We start from the raw sequence: 24,186 nt of genomic DNA, 5'->3' as shown, positions 1-24,186 counted from the left end.
GATTTCGGAAAACAAATTCTGACAACGTTCCGCTCGTGGATCGCGGAACCCTATTCCGGGTGGAGCAAGGTGAATCGGCTGGGACGGGTCGTGGTCCGCCGCGGTGGAATCGTGATTTCCCTGTGGGTGGCCCTGGCGGCCGCGTCCACCGCGCTCCTGCCCCTCCTGCTCGGCGCCGCGGCGCCGTTGTCGATCAACGCGGCGGACACCGAGTCGCACCACGCCGGCAACCTGGTGGTGGAGGGGTTCCCCGCGCTGGGCGACGAGCAGTTCATGCTCGCCTTCGACTCCGCCGAGTGGCTCGCCGCCGAGACCCGTTACCAGCAGGTGGTCGACCAGGCGGTGGGTGCCGCGACCGCTTGGCCGGAGGTGGGCTCGGCGGTCCCGATCCCGGCCACGGACACGCAGGACCCGCACCACCACCACCTGGCGATCGGTGTCACGGGGGACGATCGCGCACGCCAGCTGCTGTCCCGGGAACTGGGCACCGCCGTGCAGCAGGTGGTCGACCGGGCCAGTGACGGCCACATGGTCGTCGGCCTGGTGGGGGTGACGCCGGTGCTGGACCAGATGGTGCGCGGCGAGACGTCCGCCCTGTGGCGCATCGAGATGGTTGCGGTGCCACTGGCGGCCGTGGTGCTCGTGATCGGCCTGGGCACGGTCGGCGCCGCGGCGGTGCCGCTGCTCGTCGCCGGCGCGGGTGTGCTCACGGGCCTGGGCGTGCTGGCCGTGCTGAGCCTGGTCGTCCCCGTCGACGTCACGATGCTGACCGCCATGATGACGGTGGGCTTCGGCCTCGGCCTGGACTACTCGGTGCTGATCCTGCTCCGCTATCGCCGAGCCCGGGCCCGCGGCGCGCCTCCGCGGGACGCGGCGGTGGAGTCGATCTCCACGGCCGGGACCACCGTCGCCTGGTGCGGTCTGGTGATCGCGGTCGCCGCGTGCGCCCTGCTCACCGTCGAGGTCACGGCCGCGCGGACGTGCGCGGCGGGCGCGCTGCTGGCGACCGCGGCGGCGATGGCCTCGGCGTTGACCCTGCCCGCGGCCCTGCTGCCGCGGATGGACCGCCTGCTGGACCGGGGCCGGGTGCGCCGTGACCGGGCGGCCGGGCGGGGCTGGGAACGCTGGGCGCGGCACCTCATGCGCCACCCGTGGCGCTACGTCCTCGGCAGCGGCCTCGTGCTCACGGTGCTGGCCGTGCCGGCCCTGGGCATTGACCTCGGCCTGCGCCTCGACCGCGACGCGCTGACGGACTCCGGTACCGGCCACGGGATGGCCCGGATGGAAGGCGACCAGATCGCCGGCACGGCGGTGCTCGTGCTGCCACACCACCCGCAGGCGGGTCCCGCCGACGTCTACGCGCTGCTGCGCGAGCTGCGGCAGGACCCGCGCGTCTCGCTCGTCGTTCCCGCGGACAACGGCGACGACCTCACCGTCCTGATCGTGGGACAACGCGATCCCGTCGACAGCCCGGCGTCCGCGGCCCTGGTCCGTGACATCCGCCAGGACCTCGGCCCGCGCCTGCTGCCCGCGGGGCAGAAGCTGTACGTGACCGGTCCGAGCGCGATCATCACCGACCTGACCGGGGAGATCGCCGGCCGGTTCTGGCAGGTGGTCGCCCTGGTGCTGGCCTGCTCGTTCGTGTTGCTCGTGCTGGTGTTCCGCAGCCTGGTGATCCCGCTCAAGGCCATCGTGATGAACCTGCTCACCCTCGGCGCCGCCTTCGGCCTGCTGACCGCGGTCACCGGGCACACCTCCGACGGCGTGGTCAACGCACTGCTGCCCGTGGCGATCTTCACGGTGGTTTTCGGCCTGTCGATGGACTACGAGGTCTTCCTGGTGCACCGCGTCGCCGAGCGCTACCGCACCACCGGTGACAACGAAGCCGCCGTCGCACACGGACTCCGGCACACCGCCCAGCCGATCACCCTCGCCGCCGCCGTCATGGTGGTCGCGCTGGTGGGCCTGTGCTTCACGCCCCGACCGGACCTGCGGCAACTCGGCTTCGCCGCGGTCACCGCCATCGTCATCGACGTCACCCTGATCAGGCTCGTGCTGGTCCCCGCCCTGATGCGACTGCTCGGTGACCGCAACTGGTGGCTCCCGGCCCCCCTCGCCCGGCTGCTGCCCCCTGCGCCGACCGCAACCACCGTCGCGCCCGCACCGCCGTCCGGAGCACACCGCCCGGAACAACAGGAGGTCAAAGCATGACCAGTTCCACCACCGCGAAGTGGACCCGCCGCACCGCGCTCGCCGCGGGGATCGCCGCAGTCGTGTTCGGCGCCCTGCCCGCAGTGTCCGCGACCGGCCACTCGCAACCACCGGGCACGACCGGGCAAGCACGGATCGCGGCCGGCCCGGCCTGCCGGATCGAGGTGCCCGAGACCCAGCCGGTCGTCTTCACGCCCGCGGTCCGGCAGACCAGGGAGACCGTCAGCACCAAGGCGACCTACCAGCTGACCGACTGCATCAAGGACGACGGCTCACCCGCCACCCACCGCACCGGGGTGCTCACCTTCTCGGGTTCCGCGCTGGCTGACTGCACGCGTGCCGAAGCCATCAAGGGCACCGCCACGATCACCTGGCGCGGAATCGACGGGGCCCTGCTCGGCACGTCCACCATCACCCCGATCATCGACTCCGTCGACGAGAACAGCACCGCGGAAAGCCTGGTCGCCGGCCGCATCACCAAGGGGCGCATGCTGGGCCTGTACGTCGGCGTCGTGTTCTTCACCAACGACCTCAGCCGCTGCTCGACCGACGGCGTGGACAGGGTCTGGGGCACCGGCCGGGTCTTCTTCCCCGACCAACCGGCTGCCTGATCGGCCGGTGGCTCCCGGTGCCGGGCTCCCCGATCCCCATCGCCCGCAACGTGCTGGAAGCCGGCTGCACCCGGCGGCCGCGCGAGGTCACGGCCACTCGCGGCGTCTGCACCGCCACCGAGCTGGTGTCGCCGCCGCAGGGGCGGGGCACCGCGATGCCGTCCGGTACCGGGTCCCGGCCGACGAGTTCGGTCGTCACTGCGGCGCCACGACCCCCGATCCGGCCGCCGGGCGGTACCAGCCGCCGCCCCCCGGTGTTCGTGCCCGGCACGTGCCGGGCGGCCAAGCCGCGTTCCCGGAGCAGGCGGCCGACTACGGTGTCCGGATCGACCTGGTCCGGCGCCGGCGGCCGGCGGCGAACCCGCCGCCGACCGGTACGCGGACGCCCTGGAAGACCTCTTCCTCGATGCCGGAGGAGGCGACCGCGGTCAGCACCCGGCGGCCGGGTCGTGCCGCAGCACGGTCGCGGTGTCGACCCCGAGCAGCGCGACGAGCAACTTGCCGGGATTCCGGGTGGCTCAGCGCCGAATCGGCAATGGCCTCCAACGCGCGCGACCGAAGGTCTGCGCTGGGGGGTTCCGGCATCCAGCCAACCACTTCGGGGCCGCTTCGGGCCCCTGGCCGGATCCGCTGTGCTTTCGTGCGGAAGTCCTATCCGGCCTGCGTGCTGGCCATCGCCGCCGGGCAACCCGGAGAACTTCGCCGAACAATTGCTGCGCCGCGGGGATGGAAAAGTGAGCGAATGGCGTCCCTGCGCGTCGCACAACCGGGTATCGCGGTGTCGTGTGTTACACATGCGGCATGCTGTGCCCTTCACCGGAGACGCTGCTGTGGAGCGCTTTGCCGATTCGGCCGGGCGGTGTTCGCTGAGCCGCCGCGAACGTCCGAAGTTTTTTTCACTGACCGGGTGAATCTGCAACGGCAGCTTTCGCGGTAGGGCAGGTCGAGCACGATACCGGACCGGTTAAGCCATTCGGCCCATGGACCACGGGGCCGTTCGTTGCAATCCTGGGCGAGGTCGGTCAAAGGGAGGGTCATCGTGCCGGGTTCGACGGTTCTGCTGGCGCTCGGGCAATTGGACGACAGCTCGGTGATGGCCGCCCAGCTGGCGGGCATCTGCCAGCGGCTGGCGGAAGACGGGCACGACGTGGTTCGTGCCGATACCGAGCGGGACGCGCTGGCGCTGACGCAGAGCCGGGCGGACCTGTCGGCGGCGCTGGTGGGCTGGGACCTTCCGGGTGGAGCCGCCGAAACCGTGCTCAGGGCGTTGATGAGCCGGTTCAGCAAACTGCCGGTGTTCCTGGTGGCCACCGGCACGGGGGTGGACGACCTGCCGTTGTGGGTGTCCGAAGTGGTCTGCGGGTACGTGTGGTTGCTGGAAGACACCCCGGACTTCATCGCCGGCCGGATCGACGTGGCCGCTCGGCGTTACCAGGAGCAGCTGCTACCGCCGTTCTTCCGGGAACTGCGCCGGTTCGACGACACCCATGAGTACTCCTGGCACACCCCGGCGCACGCGGGCGGTGTGGCGTTCCTGAAGTCCCCGGTCGGCCGGGCCCTGTTCGACTACTACGGGGAACGGTTGTTCCGCACCGATCTGTCCATCTCGGTGGCGGAACTGGGCTCGTTGTTCGAGCACACCGGCCCCATCGGGGACGCCGAACGCAACGCGGCCCGGATCTTCGGCGCGGACCTGACCTACTTCGTGCTGCACGGTGACTCCACCGCCGACCGGATCGCGTGCCACGCCAGTATCGCCACCGACGAACTCGTGCTGGTGGACCGCAACTGCCACAAGGCGATCTACCACGGGCTGACCATCACCGGCGGCCGGCCGGTCTACCTGGTGCCCACCCGCAACGGCTACGGGCTGATGGGGCCCATCCCGCCCGCCGAGCTGACCCCCGGGGCGGTGGCAGGCAAGCTGGCCCGGCACCCGCTGGCGGAGCGGGCCGCCGGACCGGACCCGGTGTACGCGGTGATCACCAACTCCACCTACGACGGCCTGTGCTATCAGGCCGTGCGGGTGGCCGAACTGCTGGGGCCCAGTGTGCCGCGGCTGCACCTGGACGAGGCGTGGTTCGCCTACGCCCGGTTCAACCCGCTCTACGCCGGGCGCTACGCCATGGCTGTGGACGCCGGCTCGCTGCCCGGGCCGTCACGGCCCACGATGCTGAGCACGCAATCCACCCACAAGCTGCTCGCCGCTCTGTCCCAGTCCTCGATGGTGCACGTGAAGAACTCCCCGCGTTCGCCAGTGGACCACCGGCAGTTCAACGAGACCTTCATGATGCACGCCACCACCTCGCCCTCGTACCCGATGATCGCCAGCCTGGACGTGGCCGCCGGCATGATGGACGGGCCCGGCGGGCAGTGGCTCACCGACGAGGCGATCACCGAGGCGATCCGGTTCCGCCAGGCCGTCGCCAAGATCGGCCAGCGCATCTCGGCGGCGGGGGACCGGCCCGGCTGGTTCTTCGGTACCTGGCAGCCCGACGAGGTCACCGATCCGGCCACCGGTGAGCGGTATCCCTTCGCCGACGCACCGCTGGACCTGCTGCGCACCGAACCGGCGTGCTGGACGCTGGTGCCCGGCGCGGACTGGCACGGATTCCCCGGGATGCAGGACGGCTACTGCCTGCTCGACCCGATCAAGGTGACCATCACCTGCCCCGGTACGGACGCCCGGGGAACGATGGCCGAACAGGGGATCCCGGCGCGCATCCTGACCGCGTACCTCGAGACGCGGCGCATCGTGGTGGAAAAGACCGACGCCTACACCTGCCTGATCCTGTTCTCGATGGGGATCACCAAAGGCAAGTGGGGAACCCTGATCGACGCTCTGCTGGACTTCAAGGCGCTGTACGACTCCGAAGCCCCCGTCCTGGACGTCTTCCCCGGCCTGGTCCAGCAGTACCCGGACCGCTACAGCGGTCTGAGCGTGCGGGAGCTGTGCGAGCAGATGCACGCCCAACTACGCTCCAGCGACCTGATCCCGTTGCTGGACCACGCTTTCACCCACCCCCCGCGGCCGGTGCTCACCCCGGCGCAGACCTACCAGCGGCTGTTGCGGGGAGGTACCGAACCGGTGCGGCTGGCCGAGCTCGCCGGTCGGACGGTGGCGACGATGGTGGTCACCACGCCACCGGGGATCCCGGTGCTGATGCCGGGGGAGAACGCCGGTGACCCCGGTGACCCGACCTTGCGGTACCTGGGCTCGCTGGAGGCCTTCGACCGGGAATTCCCCGGATTTCCCAGCGAAACGCACGGGGTCACCAGGGACGACGCCGGTGACTACTGGATCACTTGCCTGCGCCGTTGACGCGATCCGGCCGAGGGTTCACCGGGTCACGGGCGGAAGTAGGCGCGGATGGTGGTGCCCTGTGCGCTGGTGTGGGTGCGCACCAGGTCGGCCAGGTCGTTGACCAGGAGCAGGCCCCGACCCGAGGAGGCCTCCGCCGGTCGGCGGCCGGCCAGGGGGTCGGTGAGCTGCCCGGTGTCCCGGGCTTCGCAGACGACCTCGTCGTTTTCGCGCCAGATCCGCAGTTCGCACGGCCCACCGGCGTGGCGGAGGCTGTTGGCCGCGAGTTCGGTGGCGATGAGTTCCAGGTCCGCGATCCGGGTCGCGGGCAGGCCGAGGGCCCGGGCCCGGCCGGCGATCCGCCGCCGGGCCGGGGACAGGTCGGCGGCAGCGGTCACGAGGTGGACCTCAGCGTCCTCGGTGTGCTGGAGCGGTTCGTTGTAACGGGCGATGACGCCGTCCGGGGCGTAGTCCGCGCTGGGGTAGCGCTGTTCGCCCTCCCACAGCAGCGGGTGGGTCCTCCTGGCGTCGGCGAGCACGCCGGGTTCGAGACCGGCCACGTCGTACGGGCAGACGATGGTGACCTCGCGCCCGGTGAACGCCGCGTTGATCAGCGCTTCGTGCTGGGCGCAGGCGGGGTACTCGGTGACGGAGCGGCCGGGCCAGATCGGCTCGCCGATGATCCGGACGTGCCGGTCGCGGTGGCGGTCGGCGAAGCGGCGCAGCACGCCGGGGATGATCCGGCCCGGGTTGCGCCCGGCCACGGTCATGTCGAGCAGCTGTACCCGCTCGGCCGCGGGGCCCAGCGCGGCGGTGAGCAGCCGCACCCGGGGACCGGGCACGGCGATGGCGACCGGCTGCCCGGTTTCCAGGCCCTCGGTGACGAACGGGACCAGCCCGTCCAGGTATTCCGCGTCGGAGCGGTAGAACAGCGCGGGGTGGACGAACGGGTCAGGCTTCGGGGGCATCGTGGTGGTCACGCGTGGACCATCCGGACGTCGGTGAGCGCGAGCAGGGCGGTGAGCCGCTCCAGGCCGGGGCGCGGAGCGTGCAGCACCAAGCCGGCGGCACGGCGGCGGGCGTGTTCGACCAGCTGGAGCAGGCTGCGGTGGTCGATGAAATCCAGGCCCCCCATGTCGAGGACCAGCTCTTCGCCGCGCAGCGGCAGATCGGCGCGGTCCAGTGCGGTGCTCAGCAGGTCCTCGGTGGACAGGTCCAGCTCGCCGTGCAGAATGGCGCTGAACGCCGCGCCGGGGGAAGCGTGCAGCCGGAAACGAGCGGTTTCCTGGTTGGTGCTGGGGTGCAGGCAGGCGAGCTGCTCGACCACGTCCTCGCCGAGTTGGCCGACGTCGTAGGCGCACATCGCCGAAAACGGGTGCCCGGCCATGTACTGGTCGATGAGGTGCTCGTACCGGGCGAACGCGTCCAGCTGCGCGGGGGTGCGCACCAGCGGGGTGGCTTCCGCCGCGACCCGCAGCCCGGTGAACCCGGCCGCGAGGGCCTCCTCGGTGGCCGCGGCGTAGGCACGCACCTGCTCGCCCGGCCGGACCACGGCATCGGGCGAGTAGGTGTCAGTCAGCGAAGCGACCACAGCGGCGCCGCGGTCCAGCGCCTCGTCCATGCCGCCGGCCTCCCGCAACTCGGCGAGCATCGCGCCGGTCGAGGCAGCCCCCGTGTAGCACACGCGTTGTCCTAGTGCGAGCCCCTCCCGCAAGAACTCCGCGACCCGCGGGCGCAGCTGCGCCGGATCGTCATATCGCCAGCACACGTGGTCATGAGGGCCAAGGCCCCGCGCATGTCCTACCAAGCCCGACGACCGCACCGCTCGAGGTTAGCCCGCGCGCGCACCGGGAACAACGGGGGTGCCCGGAACGGGTCTACCGGGCGCGCGGTGGCGCGTCCGGGGCCGCCGTGCTGAGGTGGATAGTATTCACGTTCCCCCAGCCGGGGTAACGGGCTGAGACGGGTGTGCGAACGACCAAGGCGGCATCGTGAGGTGGTAATGCGGGAAGAACCGCGGGCGGCTCTGCGGAACGGGCAGCAAGAGCGCGGGACACCGTCGCCAGCCGGTCGGAATGCCCTGCGGCCGGGTCCATGCCGATGACCGTGCTGCATCGGGTGGTCACCGCCTGCGCCGCCGAGGTGACCGCGTTGCGGCGTGCGGTCACCTCCTGGGCACGCTCGCTCCAATTGGACGACGCCAGGGTGCAGGACCTGGCGCTCGCCGTGCACGAGGCGATGGCCAACGTGGTGGACCACGCCTACCGCGAACGCACCGGGCCACTGGAGATGCGCGCCTGGCCGTGCGATGACGGCCTCGTCGTGGAGATATCCGATCAGGGCAGGTGGCGGATGCCGACCCCGCACGCCGAGGGCTACTCGAACCGCGGACGGGGCCTGACGATGATCAAGGCCCTGGCCGACGACGTGGCCATTGAGGTCGGCGATCGGGGTACCGCACTTCGCATGACGTGGTCGCGGGTCACGCGTCCATAAGGCGCGCCCCAGGGCCTGGGCGGACACGGGTTCGCCGAGCCAGCTCCCTGCTCCGCGCCGGCTCGCCTTCACCGGTGTCCCGCACAGATCGGCCGAGCCACCGTGACGGTCGGTCTTCCTTGCGAGAGGGCGCAGGCACCGGGATGCCCTTCGTGCGCCGCCGTAACCCTGCGGGCAAGGCCGTCGTTCAGGAACCGCGGTAGAGCCCGGTCAACTCGGCGGCTGCCCTGGCCATCTCCGCCCGGGCTTCGGGCGGCCCGACGACCTGGACGCCGGTGCCGAACTGCAGCAGGTGACGGACCGCTTCCACGACGGGGTAGACGAGTTCCGCCCGCAGCCACTCACCGGTGCCCGCCTCGGGTTCGGGCGCTCCGGCGAAGTAGGTGCCCGCGATGCGGGTCACCATGTCCAGCCACTCGCGGCGCACCCGGACAGCCACCGTGACGCCGGCGCCGCGCTCCTCCACCAGGCGCCGCAGGTCCTGCCACACCTGGGCGAGTTCCACACCGGAGCGGCGGCGTGCCGTGGCCTCGGCGAGCCTGACCTGCGAGAGCCGATCGGCGCGGAAGAGCCGGGGTTTGCCCCGGTGGTCGGCGACCAGGTACCAGCTACCGGCCTTGACCACCAGGCCGTACGGGTCGACGGTGTAACCGCGCAGCGCGCTCCGGCCGCTGTGGCGGTAGCGGATGCGCAGCCGGCGGTCGCTGAGGACCGCGGCATAGAGCGCTTCCACGTCGGTGCCGGAGGGTGGTGCGGCATGCCAGCGATCGGGGTCGACCAGGATGCGGCGGCTGGTCAGCTCGGCTGCCGGGCGGTGCGGGGCGGGCAAGGCGGCCATCACCTTGCGCAGTGCGGAGCCGAGGGCCTGGTCGAGGCCGAGCGCCGCGTGCGCGCTCTGGGACGCCAGCACGAACAGCGCCCGTGCCTCATCGGTCGTCAGCCCCGTGACGTCGGTGCGGAAACCGGGCAGCAGCCCGATGCCCCCGTCCTTGCCGCGCTCGGCGTACACCGGGACCCCGGCCGCCGAGAGTGCTTCGACGTCGCGGTAGATGGTGCGCTGGGACACCTCCAGGCGCTCGGCCAGCTCCTTCGCCGCGACCAGGCGACGGTGCTGGAGCAGGAGCACGATCGAGAGCAGGCGGTCGAACTTCACCCGCGCAGAATATGACGGCGGATGTCAGGTATGCCCCACAAGATCACTCCCGTCGACACCGACGAAGGAGCAGAACTGTGGACCGCAACGACTTCGATGCCCTGACCGCCCGCTGTGAGGGGCCTGTACTGCTGCCCGGCCAGGGGGCTTACGACGAGGAACGCACGGGTTTCAACCTGGCTGTGCGGCACCGTCCGGAGGTGATCGTCGGTGCCGCGCGGGCCGAGGACGTGGCGGCGGCCGTCGCCTTCGCCGCGGCGCACGGCCTGCCGGTTGCCGTGCAGAACACCGGGCACGGTTTCTCGGTGCCCGGTGAGGGCGGACTGCTTATCACCACCCGCCGCATGAGCACGGTGCGCGTCGACCCCCGGACCCGCAGCGCGTACGTCGGGGCCGGCGTCCGCTTCGAGCAGCTGATTCCCGAGGCGGCGCGGCACGGGCTGGCACCCCTCAGCGGTTCCGCCCCGCACGTGGGCGTCGTCTCCTACACCTTGGGCGGCGGGCTTCCGCTGCTCGGACGCAGCCACGGCTGGGCGGCCGACCGGGTCCTGGCCATGGACGTGGTGACCGCCGACGGCCAGCGGCGTCACGTGACCCCGGAGGCCGAGCCGGACCTGTACGGGGCGCTGCTGGGCGGCCGGGACAACTTCGGCATCGTCACGGGCATGGAGTTCGGCCTGGTACCGGTGACGCGCCTCTACGGCGGCGGCCTCTTCTACGATGCCGAGCAGGTCCCCGCCCTCCTGGAGGCGTACGCGGCCTGGACCACCACGGTGCCCGACGAGATGAACTCATCGGTGGCGCTGATCCCCTTCCCGGACGACCCGCAGGTTCCGGAGCCGATGCGCGGACGCCGAGTGTGGCACGTGCGCATCGCCCACACCGGCTCCGCCGAGACCGGCGGCCGCCTGGTGGAACCGCTGCGCCGGATCGGCCCCCGGATCCTGGAAGACCTGCGCGACATGCCCTACGAGCAGAGCGCCGCCATCCACGACGACCCGCCGGTTCCGATGCCGTGGGCCGCCGACAACGGCTTTCTGACCCATCCGGACGGTGACACGGCGCGTACGATCCTCAAGCACGCCGGCCCCACGGCCGCGCTGCCCGCCATCGTGGAAGTGCGCCACCTCGGCGGTGCGCTGTCCCGGCGCCCCGCGCACCCGAACACCGTCGGCCGGCGCGACGCGCACTTCCTCTTGACGGTCCTCATCCTCCTCGAGGGCATCTCGGCAGCCGACGCGCACGCCTTCCTCGGGCACCTGTTCGACGACCTGGAACCCTGGACCACCGGCCGGTTCCTCAACCTGATGGGCCACGGGGCCGCCGCCGGTCACGACCGCACCCGCACCGCCTACACCGAGGACGACCACAAGCGGCTGACCGCGCTGAAAGCAGCACACGACCCGCAGAACACCTTCCGGCTCAACTACAACATTCCACCGGGCGGCAAGCCGGCGGCCTCAAGCTGACGATCGGCGCGGGCATCGCCCCTCCCGCCACCGGCGGGACACCACGACCACCGGCACGGCTCGAGACGTCTTGCGGGCCGTCCTGTCCCGGTGTTCACCCTCCGGCAACTCACCGCACTGCGCGGCAGACCTGACCACACTCATCCCTGGAGTCCTTGTGACCACACACAGCAACTGCGCCGACACCCCGGAAACCGCCGTGACCTTCATCAACATCTTCGAGATATCCGCCGAACACCTCGACGCCTTCATCGCCGACTGGGAGGAGCGTGCCGCGCTCATGAGCACCAAGCCCGGCTTCATCGACTCCCGGCTGCACCGGGCCCGCCGCTCGGAGACCCGGTTCCAGCTCGTCAACGTGGCCCGCTGGACGAGCCAGCAGGCGTGGGAGACGGCCACCGCTGACCCCCGGTTCCGCAAGCGCACCCAAGCCGCGCAGGAAGACCCGCGGACGCCGATCACGTCGAACCGCGGCTTGTACGACGTCGCCGTCGAGTTGTCCGCCACGGCGACGGGTGGGGGACGACCACGATGACGAATCACCACGCCGGCCGTTCGTAGCGGCAAGAAGGCAGTTCCAGGTCACTGCGGAAATGCAGGCGGGGTGGGAACCGGCACGGGCTGGGGTTCGTCGCAGAGCAGGTGCGAGTCGGTGAGGGGGAGTAGTGCGTTGGTTCGGTGAGTGGGTGCGCTGCCTGGTCGTGGTGGGCGCCGCTGTTCTGGTGGGCTCGCCGGCCGCGGTGGGGGCCTCCGCGGCGGATCCGGGGTATGGCCCGGCCGTCACCGTGGTGGGCACCGGGGAGAAGGGCTATTCGGGTGATGGTCAGCCGGCTGTGCGTGCCCGGATCGGTGAGACCGGCACGATCGACGTCGCCGCGGACGGCACCCTCTACCTCGCGGACCGGTTCTCCCGCCGGGTGCGGGCGGTGACTGCCGACGGGGTGATCGGCACGGTGCCCGGTACCCGGGCGCTGCGGTCACCGGATGGCGGCTCGGCGGACTGGCCGCGGGCGGTCGCCGCGGGCAAGGACGGTGTCGTCTATGTCGCGGGCGAGGAAACCGTCCGGCGGGTGGCGCCCGACGGTTCCTCGACCACGCTCACCGAGGCCGTCCGCAACGGCGAGGACATCGCGGTCGACGCGGGCGGCAACGTCTACGTCAGCGCCAACGGCCGTGTTCGCCGGATCGATCCGGCCGGGCAGGTCACGACCATCACCGGCGACGGGACGCTCGACCCCGTGGACGCCGAGGGCAAACCCGCGGCCGAGGTGGGGGCCGCGTCGGCGTTGTCGATCGCGGTCGACCCGCGCGGCACCGTCTACGCCGTCAAGCATGCGGATTCGTCCTCGCGGCCGGACACCGCGGCCCTGTTCACGATCGGCACCGACGGCGTGGTGCGCACCGTGGTGGGAACGGGCGAGCCCGGGTTCGCCGGTGACGGCGGTCCGGCGACCGCGGCGCGGATAGGACGCACGCTCGGCGGGGTGGCCGTGGACGGCGCGGGCACGGTCTACTTCCACGACAGCGCCAACGGTGTGGTCCGCGCCATCGGCACCGACGGCGTCATCAGGTCCGTGGCCGCGGTCGGGGGAGCGGCGGCCCACCACAGCGATCTGGCGGTGGGTCCGGGCGGAGAAATCTACGTCAAAGGCGGCGCCCGCATCCAGAAGCTGGTGCGCGACGGGGGCGCACCAGCAGCACGCCCGGACCGGCTGCCCGCGGGCCCCGCCCGCTTCCCCGACGCGGAAACGGGTGCGGTGCGCGTGGTGGCCGGGGCACCGGACATCGCGTCTTCGCCGGTTCCCGCCCCCCGGCAGTCGATGTCGCCGCCGAGGCTGCGGATCGCGGAGGGGCCCGACGGAACGCGGTACTACGCCCATTCCGCGGGCCACCGCGTGTTCCGGCTCGCTGCCGACGGGACCAGCTCGGTCTTCGCGGGCACCGGCGAGAGCGGTTACGGCGGCGACGGCGCGGCGGCCACCGGTGCCGCTTTGAGCTCGCCGTCCGGGGTGGAGGCCGGCCCGGACGGCAGCGTCTACATCGCCGACACCGGCAACAACCGGATACGCAAGGTGGATCCAGCGGGTGTCATCACCACGGTCGCGGGCAACGGTGAGCCAGGGCACCCGAACAACACCTCGGCCCACGGCCCCGCAACCGCCGCGATCGTGTCGCCCGACGACATCGCCGTCGGCCCGGACGGCAGCCTCTACCTCGCCGAAGGCCAGAACTCACGGGTCAGCAAGGTGGCCTCCGACGGCACGATCACGGTGGTCGCGGGCGCGGGCTCACGGTACCTGTGGAAGGCCGACGGGCACCCCGCCGCCGAGGCGAGCTTGTTCCGGCCGGTGGGCATCGCGGCCGGCCCCGACGGAGCCCTCTACGTGCTCGACGCGGGCGCCTACGGGATCCGGCCGTCCGTGCGGATGATCGACCCCGCGGGCACTGTCCGCGAAGTCGCGGGCGACAGCTTCCGCGACGTGGAGGAAGCCGGGTTCGGCGGCGACGGCGGTCCCGGGCCCGCGGCCGAGCTGAACAATCCGCACGACATCGCCGTGGGCCCGGACGGCACCCTCTACATCGCCGACACCTACAACGCCCGCATCCGGGCAGTGGACCCGGCGGGGGTGATCAGCACCGTCGCGGGCACCGGCCAGGCCGCGGACTCCGGCGACGGCGGGCCCGCCACGACGACCGGAGTCGACGAGCCACAGGCCGTCAGCGTCGGTGCCAGTGGCGCCGTGCACACCATCAACCTGACCGGGGACCGGATCCGCCGCATCGAGCGGGGCACCACCACGACCGCGGGCGTCATCGCCGCACCCGCGTCGCCACCCGCACCCGCTTCCGAGACCCAGAACGCGTGGAACGTGCAGGACCTCGCCGTCGACCACGACGGCACGCTGTTGCTGGCGCAGCAGGGCAAGGGACTGCGCGCGCTCGGGGCCGACGGCACGTCGAAGTGGCACCACCCCACCGACCCCGCCCTGAGCCGCGTGACCGCCGTGGTCGCGGGCCCGGACGGCACGCGCCATGTCGCCGGGGACGGGATCGTCTACCGGATCACCGGGGACGAAGCACCGGTCCGCATCGCCGGCGGCGGCCCCGCGGGCACCGGCGGCGGTGACCGGGTCGAACCGGGCCAGCCCGCGACCCTCGCCCACCTGCGGGTGGTCTCGGACCTGGCTCTCAGCCCCGCCGGGACCGTGCACATCGCCACCCACGACGGCGCCTACCGCCTCGCCGGCGACGGCACGCTGGTCCCGGTCTACCGCCACACCGGCGGCGGGGCGGTGACCGCCGTGGCCGTGGACGAGCAGGACAACGTCTACCTCGCCGTGCAGGAGGCGAATGAGGTCTACCGGATCACCCCGGCGGGGGAACGCACGACCATCGCGGGCACCGGTGAACCGCCCACCTCATCGCAGGACGACACCGACGAAGCCCTCGAGACGACCTTGTCACCCACCGATGTCGCCGCCACCGGCGCCGGGACCGTGTTCATCAGCAGTTTCGCGGGCATCCACCGGGTCACCGCCGAGGGCACCATCCTCCTGGTCGTGGACAACCCCTTCATCGGCAACAGCCGCAGCACCATCGACTCACTCGCCCTGGACCACCACGGTGATCTCTACTACGCCGACCACACCAGCGAGCAGGTCAAGGTGGTGAAACAACCGGGCGAGATCTCCGCCCCGTTCCCCTGGACCCCCGTCCTCTGGGGCGGCGCCGCCGTCCTCGCCTTGGCCGCCGCGACCTGGCTCGCCTTCTCCTGGCGCCGCCGCCGGGCACCAGCACCGGGACAGCAGCCCCCGCACACGGATGCGGCTGGCGAAGACACCGACCCGGCACGGTGATGACTCCGATCCCGTGGTGCACGCCCGGTGAACACGTCCTTCAGCCCTTCCGCCGGGTCATCCGGGCGGTGGGGCGCCTACCTGGTCCCTCGCGGGTGTGCTCGTCACAGCACCGCGGTGAACGAGGCGGTACCGCTGGAACTGGTGAGGCCCTCCGGGGTCAGGCACGCGGTGAGGTCGGTGGCGGGGAGGACCTTGGTCTGCACGACGGTCGCGCCGTGGAACAGCCCTGCGGTCACGGTGCCGGTGAGGACCAGCACGGTGGTGCCACCGGGCTTGAGGTTCACTTCGAACCCGCCCTGGACGACGCTGCTGTGCCCGTTGTTCCAGTGGTAGACCGAGGTGTTGGTGGTGGAGCCGGACAGGCAGCTGAACGTACCGTTGACCAGGGAAGTGAAGGTGGCACCGGTGATCTCGGGGTGGCTGGGCGACACGCAGCCGGCGAGCGTGCCGTCGGCGGTGAACTCGATCTGACGCGGAAGCAGCGTCATACCGGGGGAATAGGTGCCGACCTGCGTGCCCAGCGGGCAGTTGACGTCAACCACGGACGCCGCCGCTGTGGGCGCCAATGCCAGCGCGGCGGTGCTGGCCAATCCGGCCACCAGGGTGAAGGCGAAAGAACGCGAACGCACGGATTTCCCCCTAGCCGTGAAGAAGAATGCTGCGGACGCCTTGATTGTCGGGGAAATCGCCCCGCACCATCAATCCGCTGAACGGCTTGGACCGGGACACCGTGGGTGGAGGGCCGCTGAGCGCGCAGGAACCGGTCCCGGGCGCGCAGCCAGGCGGCGACCGGGTCGTCACGGCGGGGGAAGCGTTGGTGGACCGGGAATCCGGGCGCGCCATCACCGTGCCGAGATCGTGACCAGGACCTGCGCGCGCTCTGGCCCGACCGACCGGAAGTAGTGCGCGACCCCGCCCCGGAAGTACGCGGAATCACCTGCCTCGAGCAATTCACTGTGACTGGCGAACCGCAGTTCCACCTCCCCGGAAAGCACGAAGACGAACTCGTCGCCCTCGTGTTCCCGGAAGGTGCACGGCGCGGCCTCGGTCGGCGGGTTGAGCAGGAACGGCAGGAGCTGCTTCCCGGCCATCCGGTTCGCCAGGCTCAGATAGGCCGAACTGTCCACGGGCGACGCCGCGGCGGACCAATCGCGCTCGGACGCCCGGGTGATCTCGAACGCCGTGGTCGCGTCGGGATCGCCGAACAACTCCGCGACATCGACCTGCAGCGCTTCGGCCAGCTTCATCGCGACCGCGATGGAAGGCGTGCTGTGCCCCCTCTCGATCTTCGAGAGGTAGGACTTGGTCGTGTCCGCTCGCTGCGCGAGCGCTTCCAGGGTCCATCCGCGCTCGCGACGCAACATGCGCAACGATGCCGCGCCCATCAGCCGTCGCCTTCCAGGTTCATGCGCACAGTGTCGCACAGGACACTTGTTGACGATAGGAAACTTGTGTCCTACGGTGGGTCGTGTTGTTGCCGAGAGGAGCTACCCGATGACCACCGTCACCCCAGCGTCGATCGACGCGTCGAAGCAGTCGTACATGAACCGCTCGCTGGCCGATATGCAGCGCTGGTTCGCCGAGTCCAGCCTGAGCGTGCGGCAGAAGGTCGCCGTCACCTGCCGGGTGCTCTACGACGCCGGCCACGACTCCGGCTTGGCGGGGCAGATCACCGCCAGGGAGGACGACGGCACGTTCTGGACCCAGCGTCTCGGGCTGGGCTTCGACGAGATCACCGCCGACAACCTCGTGCACGTCGACGCCGACCTGAACGTGATCGACGGTGACGGGATGCCCAACCCGGCCAACCGGTTCCACGCCTGGATCTACGACAAGCGCCCGGACGTGCGCTGCATCGTGCACACCCACCCGCTGCACGTCGCCGCGCTGTCGATGCTCGAGGTGCCCTTGGCCGTGTCGCAGATGGACCTCGCGCCGCTCTACGGTGACTGCGCCTTCTTGTCCGATTGGCCGGGGGTGCCCGTCGGGGACGAGGAGGGGCGGATCATCTCCGGCGCTCTCGGCGACAAACGCGCGATCCTGCTGGCCCACCACGGCCAGGTGGTCGCCGCCTCGAGCGTCGAGGAGGCGTGCTCTCTGGCCGTGCTCATCGAGCGCGCGGCGCGTCTGCAACTGCTGGCCATGGCCGCCGGGGAGATCAAGGAACTGCCCGACGCGCTGGCGCGTGAGGCTCATGACTGGACGCTGACCCCGAAGCGCAGCCAGGCGAATTTCGCCTACTACGCCCGGCGGGCCCTGGCCCGTCACGCCGACTGCCTGGGCGAGGCAGCCACGGAAAGGCGGAGCGCATGAGCAGCCCGGCCGTTCACGGCATCGTCGCCTACCCGGTGACCCCGTTCCGGCCCGAATCCCATGCCGTCGACCACGAGCAGCTCGCGACGGTCATCGACCGCCTGGTGGCCAGTGGCGTGCACGCGATCGCACCGCTGGGCAGCACCGGAGAAAGCGCCTACCTCACCGACGCGGAATGGATCGACGTCGCCACCACCGCGGTGCGCACCGTCAGCGGACGCGTGCCGGTCATCGTCGGTGTCTCCGACCTCACCACCACCGGGGCGGTCGAGCGCGCACGCGTCGCGGCCCGCCTCGGTGCCGACATGGTCATGGTTCTCCCGTTCTCGTACTGGAAGCTCAGCCAGGACGAAGTCCGGGCCCACATGACGGCGATCGCGGCCGCGACCGACCTCCCGATCATGGTCTACAACAATCCGGCGACCAGCGGCATCGACCTGCCGCCGGAGTTCTTGGTCGACCTGGTCGAAACCGTCCCCGGCATCACCACGATCAAGGAGTCCAGCGGTGACATCGGCCGCATGCAACGCATCTCCCAGTTGGGCGGCAACGACGTCCCGTTCTTCAACGGGGCCAACCCGCTGGCGTTCCAGGCACTGGCCGCCGGAGCCACGGGGTGGTGCACCGCGGCACCCAATCTGATCCCCCAGCACTGCCTGGATCTCTACGAGGGGGTGTCGAACGGTGAATTGGCCAGGTCACGCGAACTGATCGGGCAGATGCTCCCGCTCCTGGACTTCATCCTCTCCGGTGGCCTGCCCACGACCGTCAAGGCCGGTCTGGCCCTCCTCGGTGTCGACGCCGGCGTCCCACGGCCCCCGCTGATGCCACTCGCCCGGGCCGGAACCGACCAGCTTCGGGCGCTGCTCGCCGACCTGGCGGTGCCCCTAGCCGACTTGGCCGAGCTCCGGTGAACTCCGGCGGAGGCGCACTCGCTGCCCTGGCGTGATCGACCATGCGCGAAATCCATGACCACGAAGAACTGGAACGCCTTTGTGGGAACGACACCCTGTGCGTCTGGGCCGCGCAAGGGCTCGGCAGGCGCAGCCGTGCTTGGGCGGACGCCGACGGCGCGGTAGCGATCGCGTCCCCGGGGCTCTTCCTCCGGGACCGGCTTGTCGTCCGGGGTTCTGTGACGGGGGCGGTGCTGTTGGCGGGCCTGCTCCTGGCAGAAGTGGGGCCCACCTACACCCTGCTGGGTTCACCCGACGTCATCGACGCGCTCATCGGTGCCGAGCCCGCGCTGGGCCCCGCGCTCGGGGTGGGCTGGATGGATCGGGTGGCGCCGGGGGATGACCTGGCTCGCGGCGCCGCATCCTGGCTCACCGAGGACGAATGGCCCGAAGTAGGCGACTTCCTCAGGAACGAGGCTCCTGATTCCTTCGCGAAACCTGGTGTGCCCGGAGTCGAGCGGTGGGCCGGAATCCGGGGCGAGGACGGTCTTCTGCTCTCAGTCGCCGCTCTGGGCTGGTCCGCGCCGACAGTCGCCCTGCTGTCCGGGGTGGCGACCGGCAGGTCGGTTCGGGGGAGGGGACTCAGCCGCCAGGTGTGCGGATTCGTCATCGCGGCCGCACTGCGCAAGCACGGTGCGGCCGCTTTGATGGTCCGTGCTTCGAACCACGCCGCCCGCGCGCTCCACCGGCGGCTCGGCATGCGATATCGCACCATCAGCGCCGCCGGCATCAAGGGTTGATTCCCTCCTCCATTGACTGCAGTCGTGCGACGAACCTGGCTTCCCGGAATGGCAGGCAAGCTCGGTTCGAGGGTCTCGTCCGCCACGGTCCCGCCGCGACCAGCCCGGACCAGCACCGGGCGGCTTCCGGGGGCAGCACACGGTCGTCCGTTCGCGGTGGGCGGCCACGGCGGCCTCGACCTCCTCGTCGACCAGGCCGTGATCGATGGCGAACCCGGCCGCGGCGCCCATGCCGGCCGCGGTGATCGCCAACGCCCGCGGATCGACGACATTGCCCGCGGCCCACACCCCTGCACACTCGTCCGGCCCGCCCGGTCGGTGCTCACCCAGGCGTTCTCGTCCCGAGCGCAGCCCAGCGCCGACAGCGGGTGGTCACGGGGCACCATCCGGGGGAACACGAAGACCGCCCGTTCCGTCGATGACGCGGACGCCACGGGCTGCCAGCCGGTGGCGTTCCTCCTCGCCCAGGTCCACTGCGCCGGGCAGAACACCACATCGTCCGACCACTGCCGCAGCAGGAGCGCTTGCGCCACCGAGCCGGGACCACTGCCGAGCACCCCGATCGGCTGGTCCCGCACCTCGTAGCCGTGGCAGTACGGACAGGGCAGCAAGTCCCGGCCCCACCGCTCGCGCAGTCCGGCGATGCCGGGCAGTTCGTCCCGCAAACCCGTGGCCACCAGTACGTGGGCGGGCCCGCAGCACCGGCCCCTCGTGCACCCCCGCGGTGAACCCGGGCGCGATGTCGCCGACCTCTCCCTGGATGATCTGCACGCCGTACTCGGCCAGTTCGGTTCGCCCCAGCGTCGCCATCGCCGCCGGTGGGGTCCCGTCGCGGGTGACGAAGCCGTGCAGCTGGGCCGACGGCGCATTGCGCGGCTCGCCGCTGTCGACCACCACCACTCGCCGCCGGGCCCTGGCCAGCACCAGCGCGGCGCTCAACCCGGCCGCCCCGGCTCCCACCACGAGCACGTCACACCGCGCACCGTGATCGGCGTTGCCGCCCGTCTTGCCCATCGCGATCACCTCCATGGTTCAGGCCGCTGCCGCCTCCGGCTCGGCTTGAAGCAACACCGTCAACGTCACCGACGCCACCTTCGATGACGAAGTGCTGGGCAGCGGCAAACCGGTCGTCGTCGCGTTCTGGGCCTCCTGGTGCGGTCCCTGCCGGGTGTTCGCGCCGATCCTGGACGAGGCCGCCGGCGAGCACGCCGACGATTCCACCGTGGCCGGGGTGGACATCGACGCCGATCCGGGCACCGCCGCGAAATACCAGATCATGGGAGTACCCACCACGATGGTTTCCAGGGCGGCAGGGCGGTCAAACGATTCGTCGGCGCCAGGCCGAAATCCGTCCTGCTCGACGACCTCGCCGAGTTCGTCCGGTGACAGCGGCGAGCGGAACCGGACCCGCCCGCCTCGATGAATCGGCACGTTTCCAGAAGCGGGGGCGGTGAGCGGCCACCATTCTGGGCGGCGTCGAAAGGGATCGCTGTGAAAAAACGTATCGGTCGAGTCCTGCTGACCGCGGCGGGGCTGCTCAACCTCCTTCCCGGCGCCGCGGTACTGGCACCGGACATGGCCGGCCGTGCCTATGGTGTCGACCTCACCGGACCCGATTGGGAAGCGCTGATCAGGCACCGCGCGTTGCTGCTCGCGCTCGTCGGCGGGCTCGCGGTGGCCGCGGTCTTCCGCCCTCCGCTGCGTTCGGTGGCTGTCACGGTGAACGCGATCAGCATGGGAGCGTTCGCGGTGATCGCCGTCGCGACCCCAGCGCTCAACGCAGAGCTGACCAGGATCGCGTGGGCCGACCTCGGCGGTTTGCTCCTCCTGCTCGGCGGCGCGCTCCTGCTCCGGGAACCACGTCCGTCCGAAGTGGAGGCAGCTGCGGGGTAAGCCGGTGAGCCGGCCGCGTTCGCCCACGACGACCCGGCGCATCCCGCCCCGGCGTCGACGATGTGCAGCCGCGCGGGCGCTCCGGCGCCACGGTTCCGGAGTCCAGCCACGCACCCGCCTCGCGGCCGAGGACCATGGTGAGCGGAGCAGGCGGTGCAGTTCGTCGGCGTGGGCGGGGTCGGCCAGGAACCGGCGCACCCGCTCCGCCGTCAGCCGCCCGGCGCTAGCACCATCACCCGCGGCAGCACGGCTTCGCTGTCAGCGGATCGGGCACCGCCAGTGGGCACGATCGAAGATCACGGGTGCACCAGCTCGTCCGGCGGCGAAGTCGAGGCGATGGGCGGCCGGGTCCAGCCGGGTCGGAGCTAATTCAGTGGTTCACGCGGTGGGGCGTCGCTACCCTCCTGCCCGTGATTCACGAGCACCCCCTCGCTTACCTGCTCGGCCTCGAAGGCATCGCTTTGCTGCGGGCGTTCAACGGCGAATTCGACCGCGACTTCGTGGCATCGCGGATCGCGGAAGTCCGGCGGTTGCTCGGCGACGAAGCGCTGGCGGATGCGGGCGTGGACGTCGATCGGGTGGACACGGTCGCGGGTTACCGGGTGTGGTCGGCGACCTACGACCAGCCCGGCAACGCGGCGTTCGCCCTCGACGAGCCCTGGGTCGAGGAGATCGTCGGCGCGCTGCCGGTGGGCGTCGCACTGGACGCCGGGTGCGGCACCGGGCGGCACGCGCGGATCCTGGCCGAGCGCGGTCACCGGATCGTCGGTGTGGACAGCTCGCCCGACATGCTCGCGAAGGCGCGCGAGCGGGTGCCGGAAGGCGAGTTCCGGCTCGGTGACCTGCACCGGCTCCCGGTGGCCGGCGCCGAGGTGGACCTGGTCGTCTGCGCTCTGGCGCTGACGCACCTCCCGGCGCTGGGGCCGGTGTTCGCGGAGTTCGCCAGGGTGCTGCGCCCGGGCGGGCACCTGGTGATCGCCGATGTGCACCCGGAAGCCGTGGCCAGGGGCTCGGTCCCCGCCCTCCGGGGACCGGGCGGGCGGCCCGGGCGGGTGACCTCCTACCGCCACCTGGTCGGGGACTACCTGCGTGCCGCCCTGCCGGTGGGCCTGCAGCCGAAGCGCTGCGAGGAACCCACCCTGCCGGCGAAGGAAACCAAGACGGCAGCCGAAACGCTGGGGCCGTGGGAGCTGTGGCCGTGGTGCCTGGCCGACCTCGTGCCCGAAGCGGCCCGCGCCGCCAACGCGGGGGTGCCGTCGATGCTCATCTGGCACTTCCAGCGCGGCGAACAGCCGGCGCCAGGCGGTAGGTGAGGACGACGATCCCGGATTCGAGCGCGGTGGTGCCGGCGAGGTCGAACCGGGCCGGTGAGCCGCGGCGGAACAGCAGGTCCGCCGGCTCGGCACTGCGGAGGAGGAACGGGTGCAGCCACAACCGCACTTCGTCGAGCAGACCGTGGTCGAGCAGGGTGTGCGCGATGGGGCCGAAGCCGTAGGTCCCGATGTCCTTGCCCGGCTGGGCCTTCAGCCGCCTCGCGTGCGCTGCGACGTCCCCGCTGAGCACGGTGGTGCGCTGCCAGCTCGGCTGCTGGAGCGTGGTGGACAGGACCTGCTTGTCGATGGCGTTCATGCGGTCGGTGTAGGGATCGCCCGAGCGGTTCTCCCAAACCCCGGCGAAGCTGTCGTAGGTGTGCCTGCCGAGCAGGAGCGTGTCGCAGGCGTGGAGCAGTTCGGTTTGCAGCGTGGTGCCTTTCCCGCCGTCGTCGCCGGTGGACGGCCAGTCCTGCGGCCGGGCGATGACCCCGTCGAGCGTGAGGTAGGTGGAGTTGACGATCCTGCGCATGGCGGTTCCCTTTCAGGACGGGGGGATGTTCGGGTTGAGGTGGAAGACGTTGCTGGGGTCGTAGGCCCGCTTCAGCGCGCTGAGCCGGGCGAGCTTCGCCGGTGGGTAGGCGCGCCGGACGCCTTCGGCGCCTTCGTCGCCGAGGGCGTTCACGTACACGCCGTTGGCGAACGGTTCGAGTGCGCGAGCGCTCCGGCGGGCGGCGGCGATCCGCGCGGTGTCCTCCGCCGGATCGGCCCAGCCGATGCCGGTCCCGTACTCGAACTCCGTGCCGCGGTGGCCGAAGGCGGTGTCGGCGTCGGGCACGTCGGCGATCGCGCCGCCATGGGCTTGCAGACCGGCGTTGGGCAGTCCGGGCTCCCGCGGGTCGGCAGCGCCACGGGACAGGAAGGCGTCGATCGCCGCATCGGGCAGGTCCGGCAGGTAGTGGCCCTTCGAGTAGCGGCGCAGGGCGTGGCGGCCGCGGTGGTCGTCCCGGCTTTGAAGGTCCAAATAGGACAACTCGTGCACCCGTCGTGCGAGTGGGCGCCCGAGGGCGGGCATCCGGGACAGCAGTGGGGCCGCCGCTGCCGGGTCGCCGACCCAGACGAAACCCACCTCGAGCCTGCCGCTCTGCCCCAGTGACGCGGTGAAGGTCGCGCGCCGGGGCGCTTCCCGGCTCAGCTCGCGCCAGGCCCGCATGGCCGCCGCCGCTCGCCGCGGGCCGAATTCGTATTCGGCGACCAGCGCGCGCGTGCCCACGGGGTGCAGCGCGAACTCGAATTCGGTGACCACGCCGAAGTTGCCCCCGCCACCCCGCAGCCCCCAGAACAGTTCCGGGTGCTCCGCGGCACTCACCCGGAGTACCCGGCCGTCGGCCGTGACGACTTCGAAGGAGCGCACGTTGTCGCAAGCCAGACCGTACTGGCGGGCGAGCCAGCCCATGCCGCCGCCGAGGGTGAGCCCGCCGACACCGGTGTGGGACACGTTGCCCGCGGTGGTCGCCAGCCCGTGCCGCTGCGCCGCGCGATCGAGCGCGCCGAGCAGGGCCCCGCCCCCGACGCGGGCGCGGCGTCCCTCGATGCGCACGGAGTTCATCGGCGTCAGGTCGATCATCAGCCCGTCCTCGGGCACGGCCAGGCCCAGTCCGCTGTGCCCGCCGCACCGCACGCCGATCTCGAGGTCCCGTTCCCGGGCGAGGCGGACGGCGCGCACGACGTCGGCGACGCCCGCGCACCGCGCGATCAGGCGGGGCCGGCGGTCGATCATCGCGTTCCAGACGGTGCGCGCCCGGTCGTAGCCGGGGCTGCCCGGCCGGAGGAGCTGCCCGTCGAACCGGGTCGCTTCGGTGGTGGTCATGGAACC

Annotated in this window: 21 protein-coding genes and 1 pseudogene; 13 read left to right on the top strand and 9 right to left on the bottom strand. The window is 71.4% G+C overall.

What is annotated here, in order from left to right; genetic code table 11:
- Positions 1-111 precede the first annotated feature (111 nt).
- Complete coding sequence (locus AC07EG_RS14520) at positions 112-2,211, top strand: MMPL family transporter (protein WP_478253563.1); 2,100 nt, start codon at positions 112-114, stop codon at positions 2,209-2,211.
- Positions 2,208-2,822 carry a hypothetical protein gene (locus AC07EG_RS14515; protein WP_478253562.1) on the top strand — a complete coding sequence of 205 codons (615 nt, stop codon included), beginning with the start codon at positions 2,208-2,210 and terminating at the stop codon, positions 2,820-2,822. Before AC07EG_RS14520 ends, AC07EG_RS14515 begins: the two co-directional genes overlap by 4 nt.
- A 312-nt stretch (positions 2,823-3,134) precedes the next feature.
- Here the strand turns inward: AC07EG_RS14515 and AC07EG_RS14510 are convergent, their stop codons facing one another.
- Complete coding sequence (locus AC07EG_RS14510; RefSeq protein ID WP_478253561.1) at positions 3,135-3,257, bottom strand: hypothetical protein; 123 nt, start codon at positions 3,255-3,257, stop codon at positions 3,135-3,137.
- A gap of 604 nt (positions 3,258-3,861) precedes the next feature.
- Between AC07EG_RS14510 and AC07EG_RS14505 the strand changes: the two genes are divergently transcribed.
- Entirely contained in the window at positions 3,862-6,144 is a 2,283-nt protein-coding gene (locus AC07EG_RS14505; protein ID WP_478253560.1) for an Orn/Lys/Arg family decarboxylase, read from the top strand.
- Positions 6,145-6,170: 26 nt separating this feature from the next.
- Here the strand turns inward: AC07EG_RS14505 and AC07EG_RS14500 are convergent, their stop codons facing one another.
- Together AC07EG_RS14500 and AC07EG_RS14495 are read right to left on the bottom strand one after the other, a co-directional pair.
- Positions 6,171-7,091 (bottom strand): anti-sigma factor RsbA family regulatory protein, encoded by a 921-nt coding sequence (locus AC07EG_RS14500; RefSeq protein ID WP_478253919.1) that lies wholly within the window; start codon positions 7,089-7,091, stop codon positions 6,171-6,173.
- 8 nt (positions 7,092-7,099) lie between these two features.
- A complete protein-coding gene (locus AC07EG_RS14495) occupies positions 7,100-7,891 on the bottom strand; it encodes an MEDS domain-containing protein (protein ID WP_478253559.1) in 792 nt (263 codons plus the stop codon).
- A gap of 332 nt (positions 7,892-8,223) precedes the next feature.
- Here AC07EG_RS14495 and AC07EG_RS14490 point away from each other — a divergent pair, with 332 nt between their 5' ends.
- Entirely contained in the window at positions 8,224-8,619 is a 396-nt protein-coding gene (locus AC07EG_RS14490; protein WP_478253558.1) for an ATP-binding protein, read from the top strand.
- Positions 8,620-8,806: 187 nt separating this feature from the next.
- Here AC07EG_RS14490 and AC07EG_RS14485 read toward each other — a convergent pair whose 3' ends face one another.
- Positions 8,807-9,772 carry a helix-turn-helix transcriptional regulator gene (locus AC07EG_RS14485; protein ID WP_478253557.1) on the bottom strand — a complete coding sequence of 322 codons (966 nt, stop codon included), beginning with the start codon at positions 9,770-9,772 and terminating at the stop codon, positions 8,807-8,809.
- Positions 9,773-9,849: 77 nt separating this feature from the next.
- On the opposite strand from AC07EG_RS14485, the gene AC07EG_RS14480 reads away from it, so the two are divergent.
- The 3 genes from AC07EG_RS14480 (at position 9,850) to AC07EG_RS14470 (ending at position 15,098) form a co-directional block, all read left to right on the top strand.
- The gene (locus tag AC07EG_RS14480; protein WP_478253556.1) at positions 9,850-11,241 is read left to right on the top strand and encodes an FAD-binding oxidoreductase; all 1,392 of its coding nucleotides are present in this window, start codon (positions 9,850-9,852) and stop codon (positions 11,239-11,241) included.
- Positions 11,242-11,398: 157 nt separating this feature from the next.
- Entirely contained in the window at positions 11,399-11,776 is a 378-nt protein-coding gene (locus tag AC07EG_RS14475) for an antibiotic biosynthesis monooxygenase family protein (protein ID WP_478253555.1), read from the top strand.
- Positions 11,777-11,906: 130 nt separating this feature from the next.
- The gene (locus AC07EG_RS14470; RefSeq protein WP_478253554.1) at positions 11,907-15,098 is read left to right on the top strand and encodes an NHL domain-containing protein; all 3,192 of its coding nucleotides are present in this window, start codon (positions 11,907-11,909) and stop codon (positions 15,096-15,098) included.
- Between the two features lie 104 nt (positions 15,099-15,202).
- Here AC07EG_RS14470 and AC07EG_RS14465 read toward each other — a convergent pair whose 3' ends face one another.
- Positions 15,203-15,730, bottom strand: coding sequence for a hypothetical protein (locus tag AC07EG_RS14465; RefSeq protein WP_478253553.1), 528 nt, complete (start codon positions 15,728-15,730; stop codon positions 15,203-15,205).
- 213 nt (positions 15,731-15,943) lie between these two features.
- Positions 15,944-16,486 (bottom strand): helix-turn-helix domain-containing protein, encoded by a 543-nt coding sequence (locus AC07EG_RS14460; protein WP_478253552.1) that lies wholly within the window; start codon positions 16,484-16,486, stop codon positions 15,944-15,946.
- Positions 16,487-16,595: 109 nt separating this feature from the next.
- Between AC07EG_RS14460 and AC07EG_RS14455 the strand changes: the two genes are divergently transcribed.
- The 3 genes from AC07EG_RS14455 to AC07EG_RS14445 are packed head-to-tail and all read left to right on the top strand — an operon-like array spanning position 16,596 to position 19,107.
- Entirely contained in the window at positions 16,596-17,414 is an 819-nt protein-coding gene (locus AC07EG_RS14455; RefSeq protein WP_478253551.1) for an aldolase, read from the top strand.
- A complete protein-coding gene (locus AC07EG_RS14450) occupies positions 17,411-18,328 on the top strand; it encodes a dihydrodipicolinate synthase family protein (RefSeq protein ID WP_478253550.1) in 918 nt (305 codons plus the stop codon). Before AC07EG_RS14455 ends, AC07EG_RS14450 begins: the two co-directional genes overlap by 4 nt.
- Before the next feature lie 41 nt (positions 18,329-18,369).
- Complete coding sequence (locus AC07EG_RS14445) at positions 18,370-19,107, top strand: GNAT family N-acetyltransferase (RefSeq protein ID WP_478253549.1); 738 nt, start codon at positions 18,370-18,372, stop codon at positions 19,105-19,107.
- A gap of 372 nt (positions 19,108-19,479) precedes the next feature.
- Here AC07EG_RS14445 and AC07EG_RS14440 read toward each other — a convergent pair whose 3' ends face one another.
- Positions 19,480-20,121 (bottom strand): FAD-dependent oxidoreductase, encoded by a 642-nt coding sequence (locus AC07EG_RS14440; protein WP_478253548.1) that lies wholly within the window; start codon positions 20,119-20,121, stop codon positions 19,480-19,482.
- A 91-nt stretch (positions 20,122-20,212) separates the two neighbouring features.
- On the opposite strand from AC07EG_RS14440, the pseudogene AC07EG_RS14435 reads away from it, so the two are divergent.
- The 3 genes and pseudogenes from AC07EG_RS14435 (at position 20,213) to AC07EG_RS14425 (ending at position 22,313) form a co-directional block, all read left to right on the top strand.
- Positions 20,213-20,493: pseudogene (locus tag AC07EG_RS14435) on the top strand (thioredoxin family protein).
- Positions 20,494-20,526: 33 nt separating this feature from the next.
- Positions 20,527-21,000 carry a hypothetical protein gene (locus AC07EG_RS14430; RefSeq protein WP_478253547.1) on the top strand — a complete coding sequence of 158 codons (474 nt, stop codon included), beginning with the start codon at positions 20,527-20,529 and terminating at the stop codon, positions 20,998-21,000.
- A 410-nt stretch (positions 21,001-21,410) separates the two neighbouring features.
- Positions 21,411-22,313, top strand: coding sequence for a class I SAM-dependent methyltransferase (locus tag AC07EG_RS14425; RefSeq protein WP_478253546.1), 903 nt, complete (start codon positions 21,411-21,413; stop codon positions 22,311-22,313).
- Here AC07EG_RS14425 and AC07EG_RS14420 read toward each other — a convergent pair.
- Together AC07EG_RS14420 and AC07EG_RS14415 are read right to left on the bottom strand one after the other, a co-directional pair.
- Complete coding sequence (locus tag AC07EG_RS14420) at positions 22,264-22,842, bottom strand: dihydrofolate reductase family protein (protein WP_478253545.1); 579 nt, start codon at positions 22,840-22,842, stop codon at positions 22,264-22,266. The two genes, AC07EG_RS14425 and AC07EG_RS14420, sit on opposite strands and share 50 nt — an antisense overlap.
- A gap of 12 nt (positions 22,843-22,854) precedes the next feature.
- Positions 22,855-24,180, bottom strand: coding sequence for an FAD-binding oxidoreductase (locus AC07EG_RS14415; protein WP_478253544.1), 1,326 nt, complete (start codon positions 24,178-24,180; stop codon positions 22,855-22,857).
- Positions 24,181-24,186 lie beyond the last annotated feature (6 nt).

It is taken from the genome of Amycolatopsis sp. NPDC045836, from assembly GCF_056431745.1.
Note: the sequence above shows the minus strand (reverse complement) of the source record. Positions and strands in the feature narration are given on the sequence as shown.

What these genes read in the sequence shown, in the direction of transcription:
- AC07EG_RS14440 (WP_478253548.1), bottom strand. Translation starts at nt 20,121, where the DNA reads ATGGGCAAGACGGGCGGCAACGCCGATCACGGTGCGCGGTGTGACGTG.
- AC07EG_RS14415 (WP_478253544.1), bottom strand. Translation starts at nt 24,180, where the DNA reads ATGACCACCACCGAAGCGACCCGGTTCGACGGGCAGCTCCTCCGGCCG.
- AC07EG_RS14500 (WP_478253919.1), bottom strand. Translation starts at nt 7,091, where the DNA reads ATGCCCCCGAAGCCTGACCCGTTCGTCCACCCCGCGCTGTTCTACCGC.
- AC07EG_RS14445 (WP_478253549.1), top strand. Translation starts at nt 18,370, where the DNA reads ATGCGCGAAATCCATGACCACGAAGAACTGGAACGCCTTTGTGGGAAC.
- AC07EG_RS14490 (WP_478253558.1), top strand. Translation starts at nt 8,224, where the DNA reads ATGACCGTGCTGCATCGGGTGGTCACCGCCTGCGCCGCCGAGGTGACC.
- AC07EG_RS14420 (WP_478253545.1), bottom strand. Translation starts at nt 22,842, where the DNA reads ATGCGCAGGATCGTCAACTCCACCTACCTCACGCTCGACGGGGTCATC.
- AC07EG_RS14450 (WP_478253550.1), top strand. Translation starts at nt 17,411, where the DNA reads ATGAGCAGCCCGGCCGTTCACGGCATCGTCGCCTACCCGGTGACCCCG.
- AC07EG_RS14430 (WP_478253547.1), top strand. Translation starts at nt 20,527, where the DNA reads ATGAATCGGCACGTTTCCAGAAGCGGGGGCGGTGAGCGGCCACCATTC.
- AC07EG_RS14515 (WP_478253562.1), top strand. Translation starts at nt 2,208, where the DNA reads ATGACCAGTTCCACCACCGCGAAGTGGACCCGCCGCACCGCGCTCGCC.
- AC07EG_RS14460 (WP_478253552.1), bottom strand. Translation starts at nt 16,486, where the DNA reads ATGGGCGCGGCATCGTTGCGCATGTTGCGTCGCGAGCGCGGATGGACC.
- AC07EG_RS14455 (WP_478253551.1), top strand. Translation starts at nt 16,596, where the DNA reads ATGACCACCGTCACCCCAGCGTCGATCGACGCGTCGAAGCAGTCGTAC.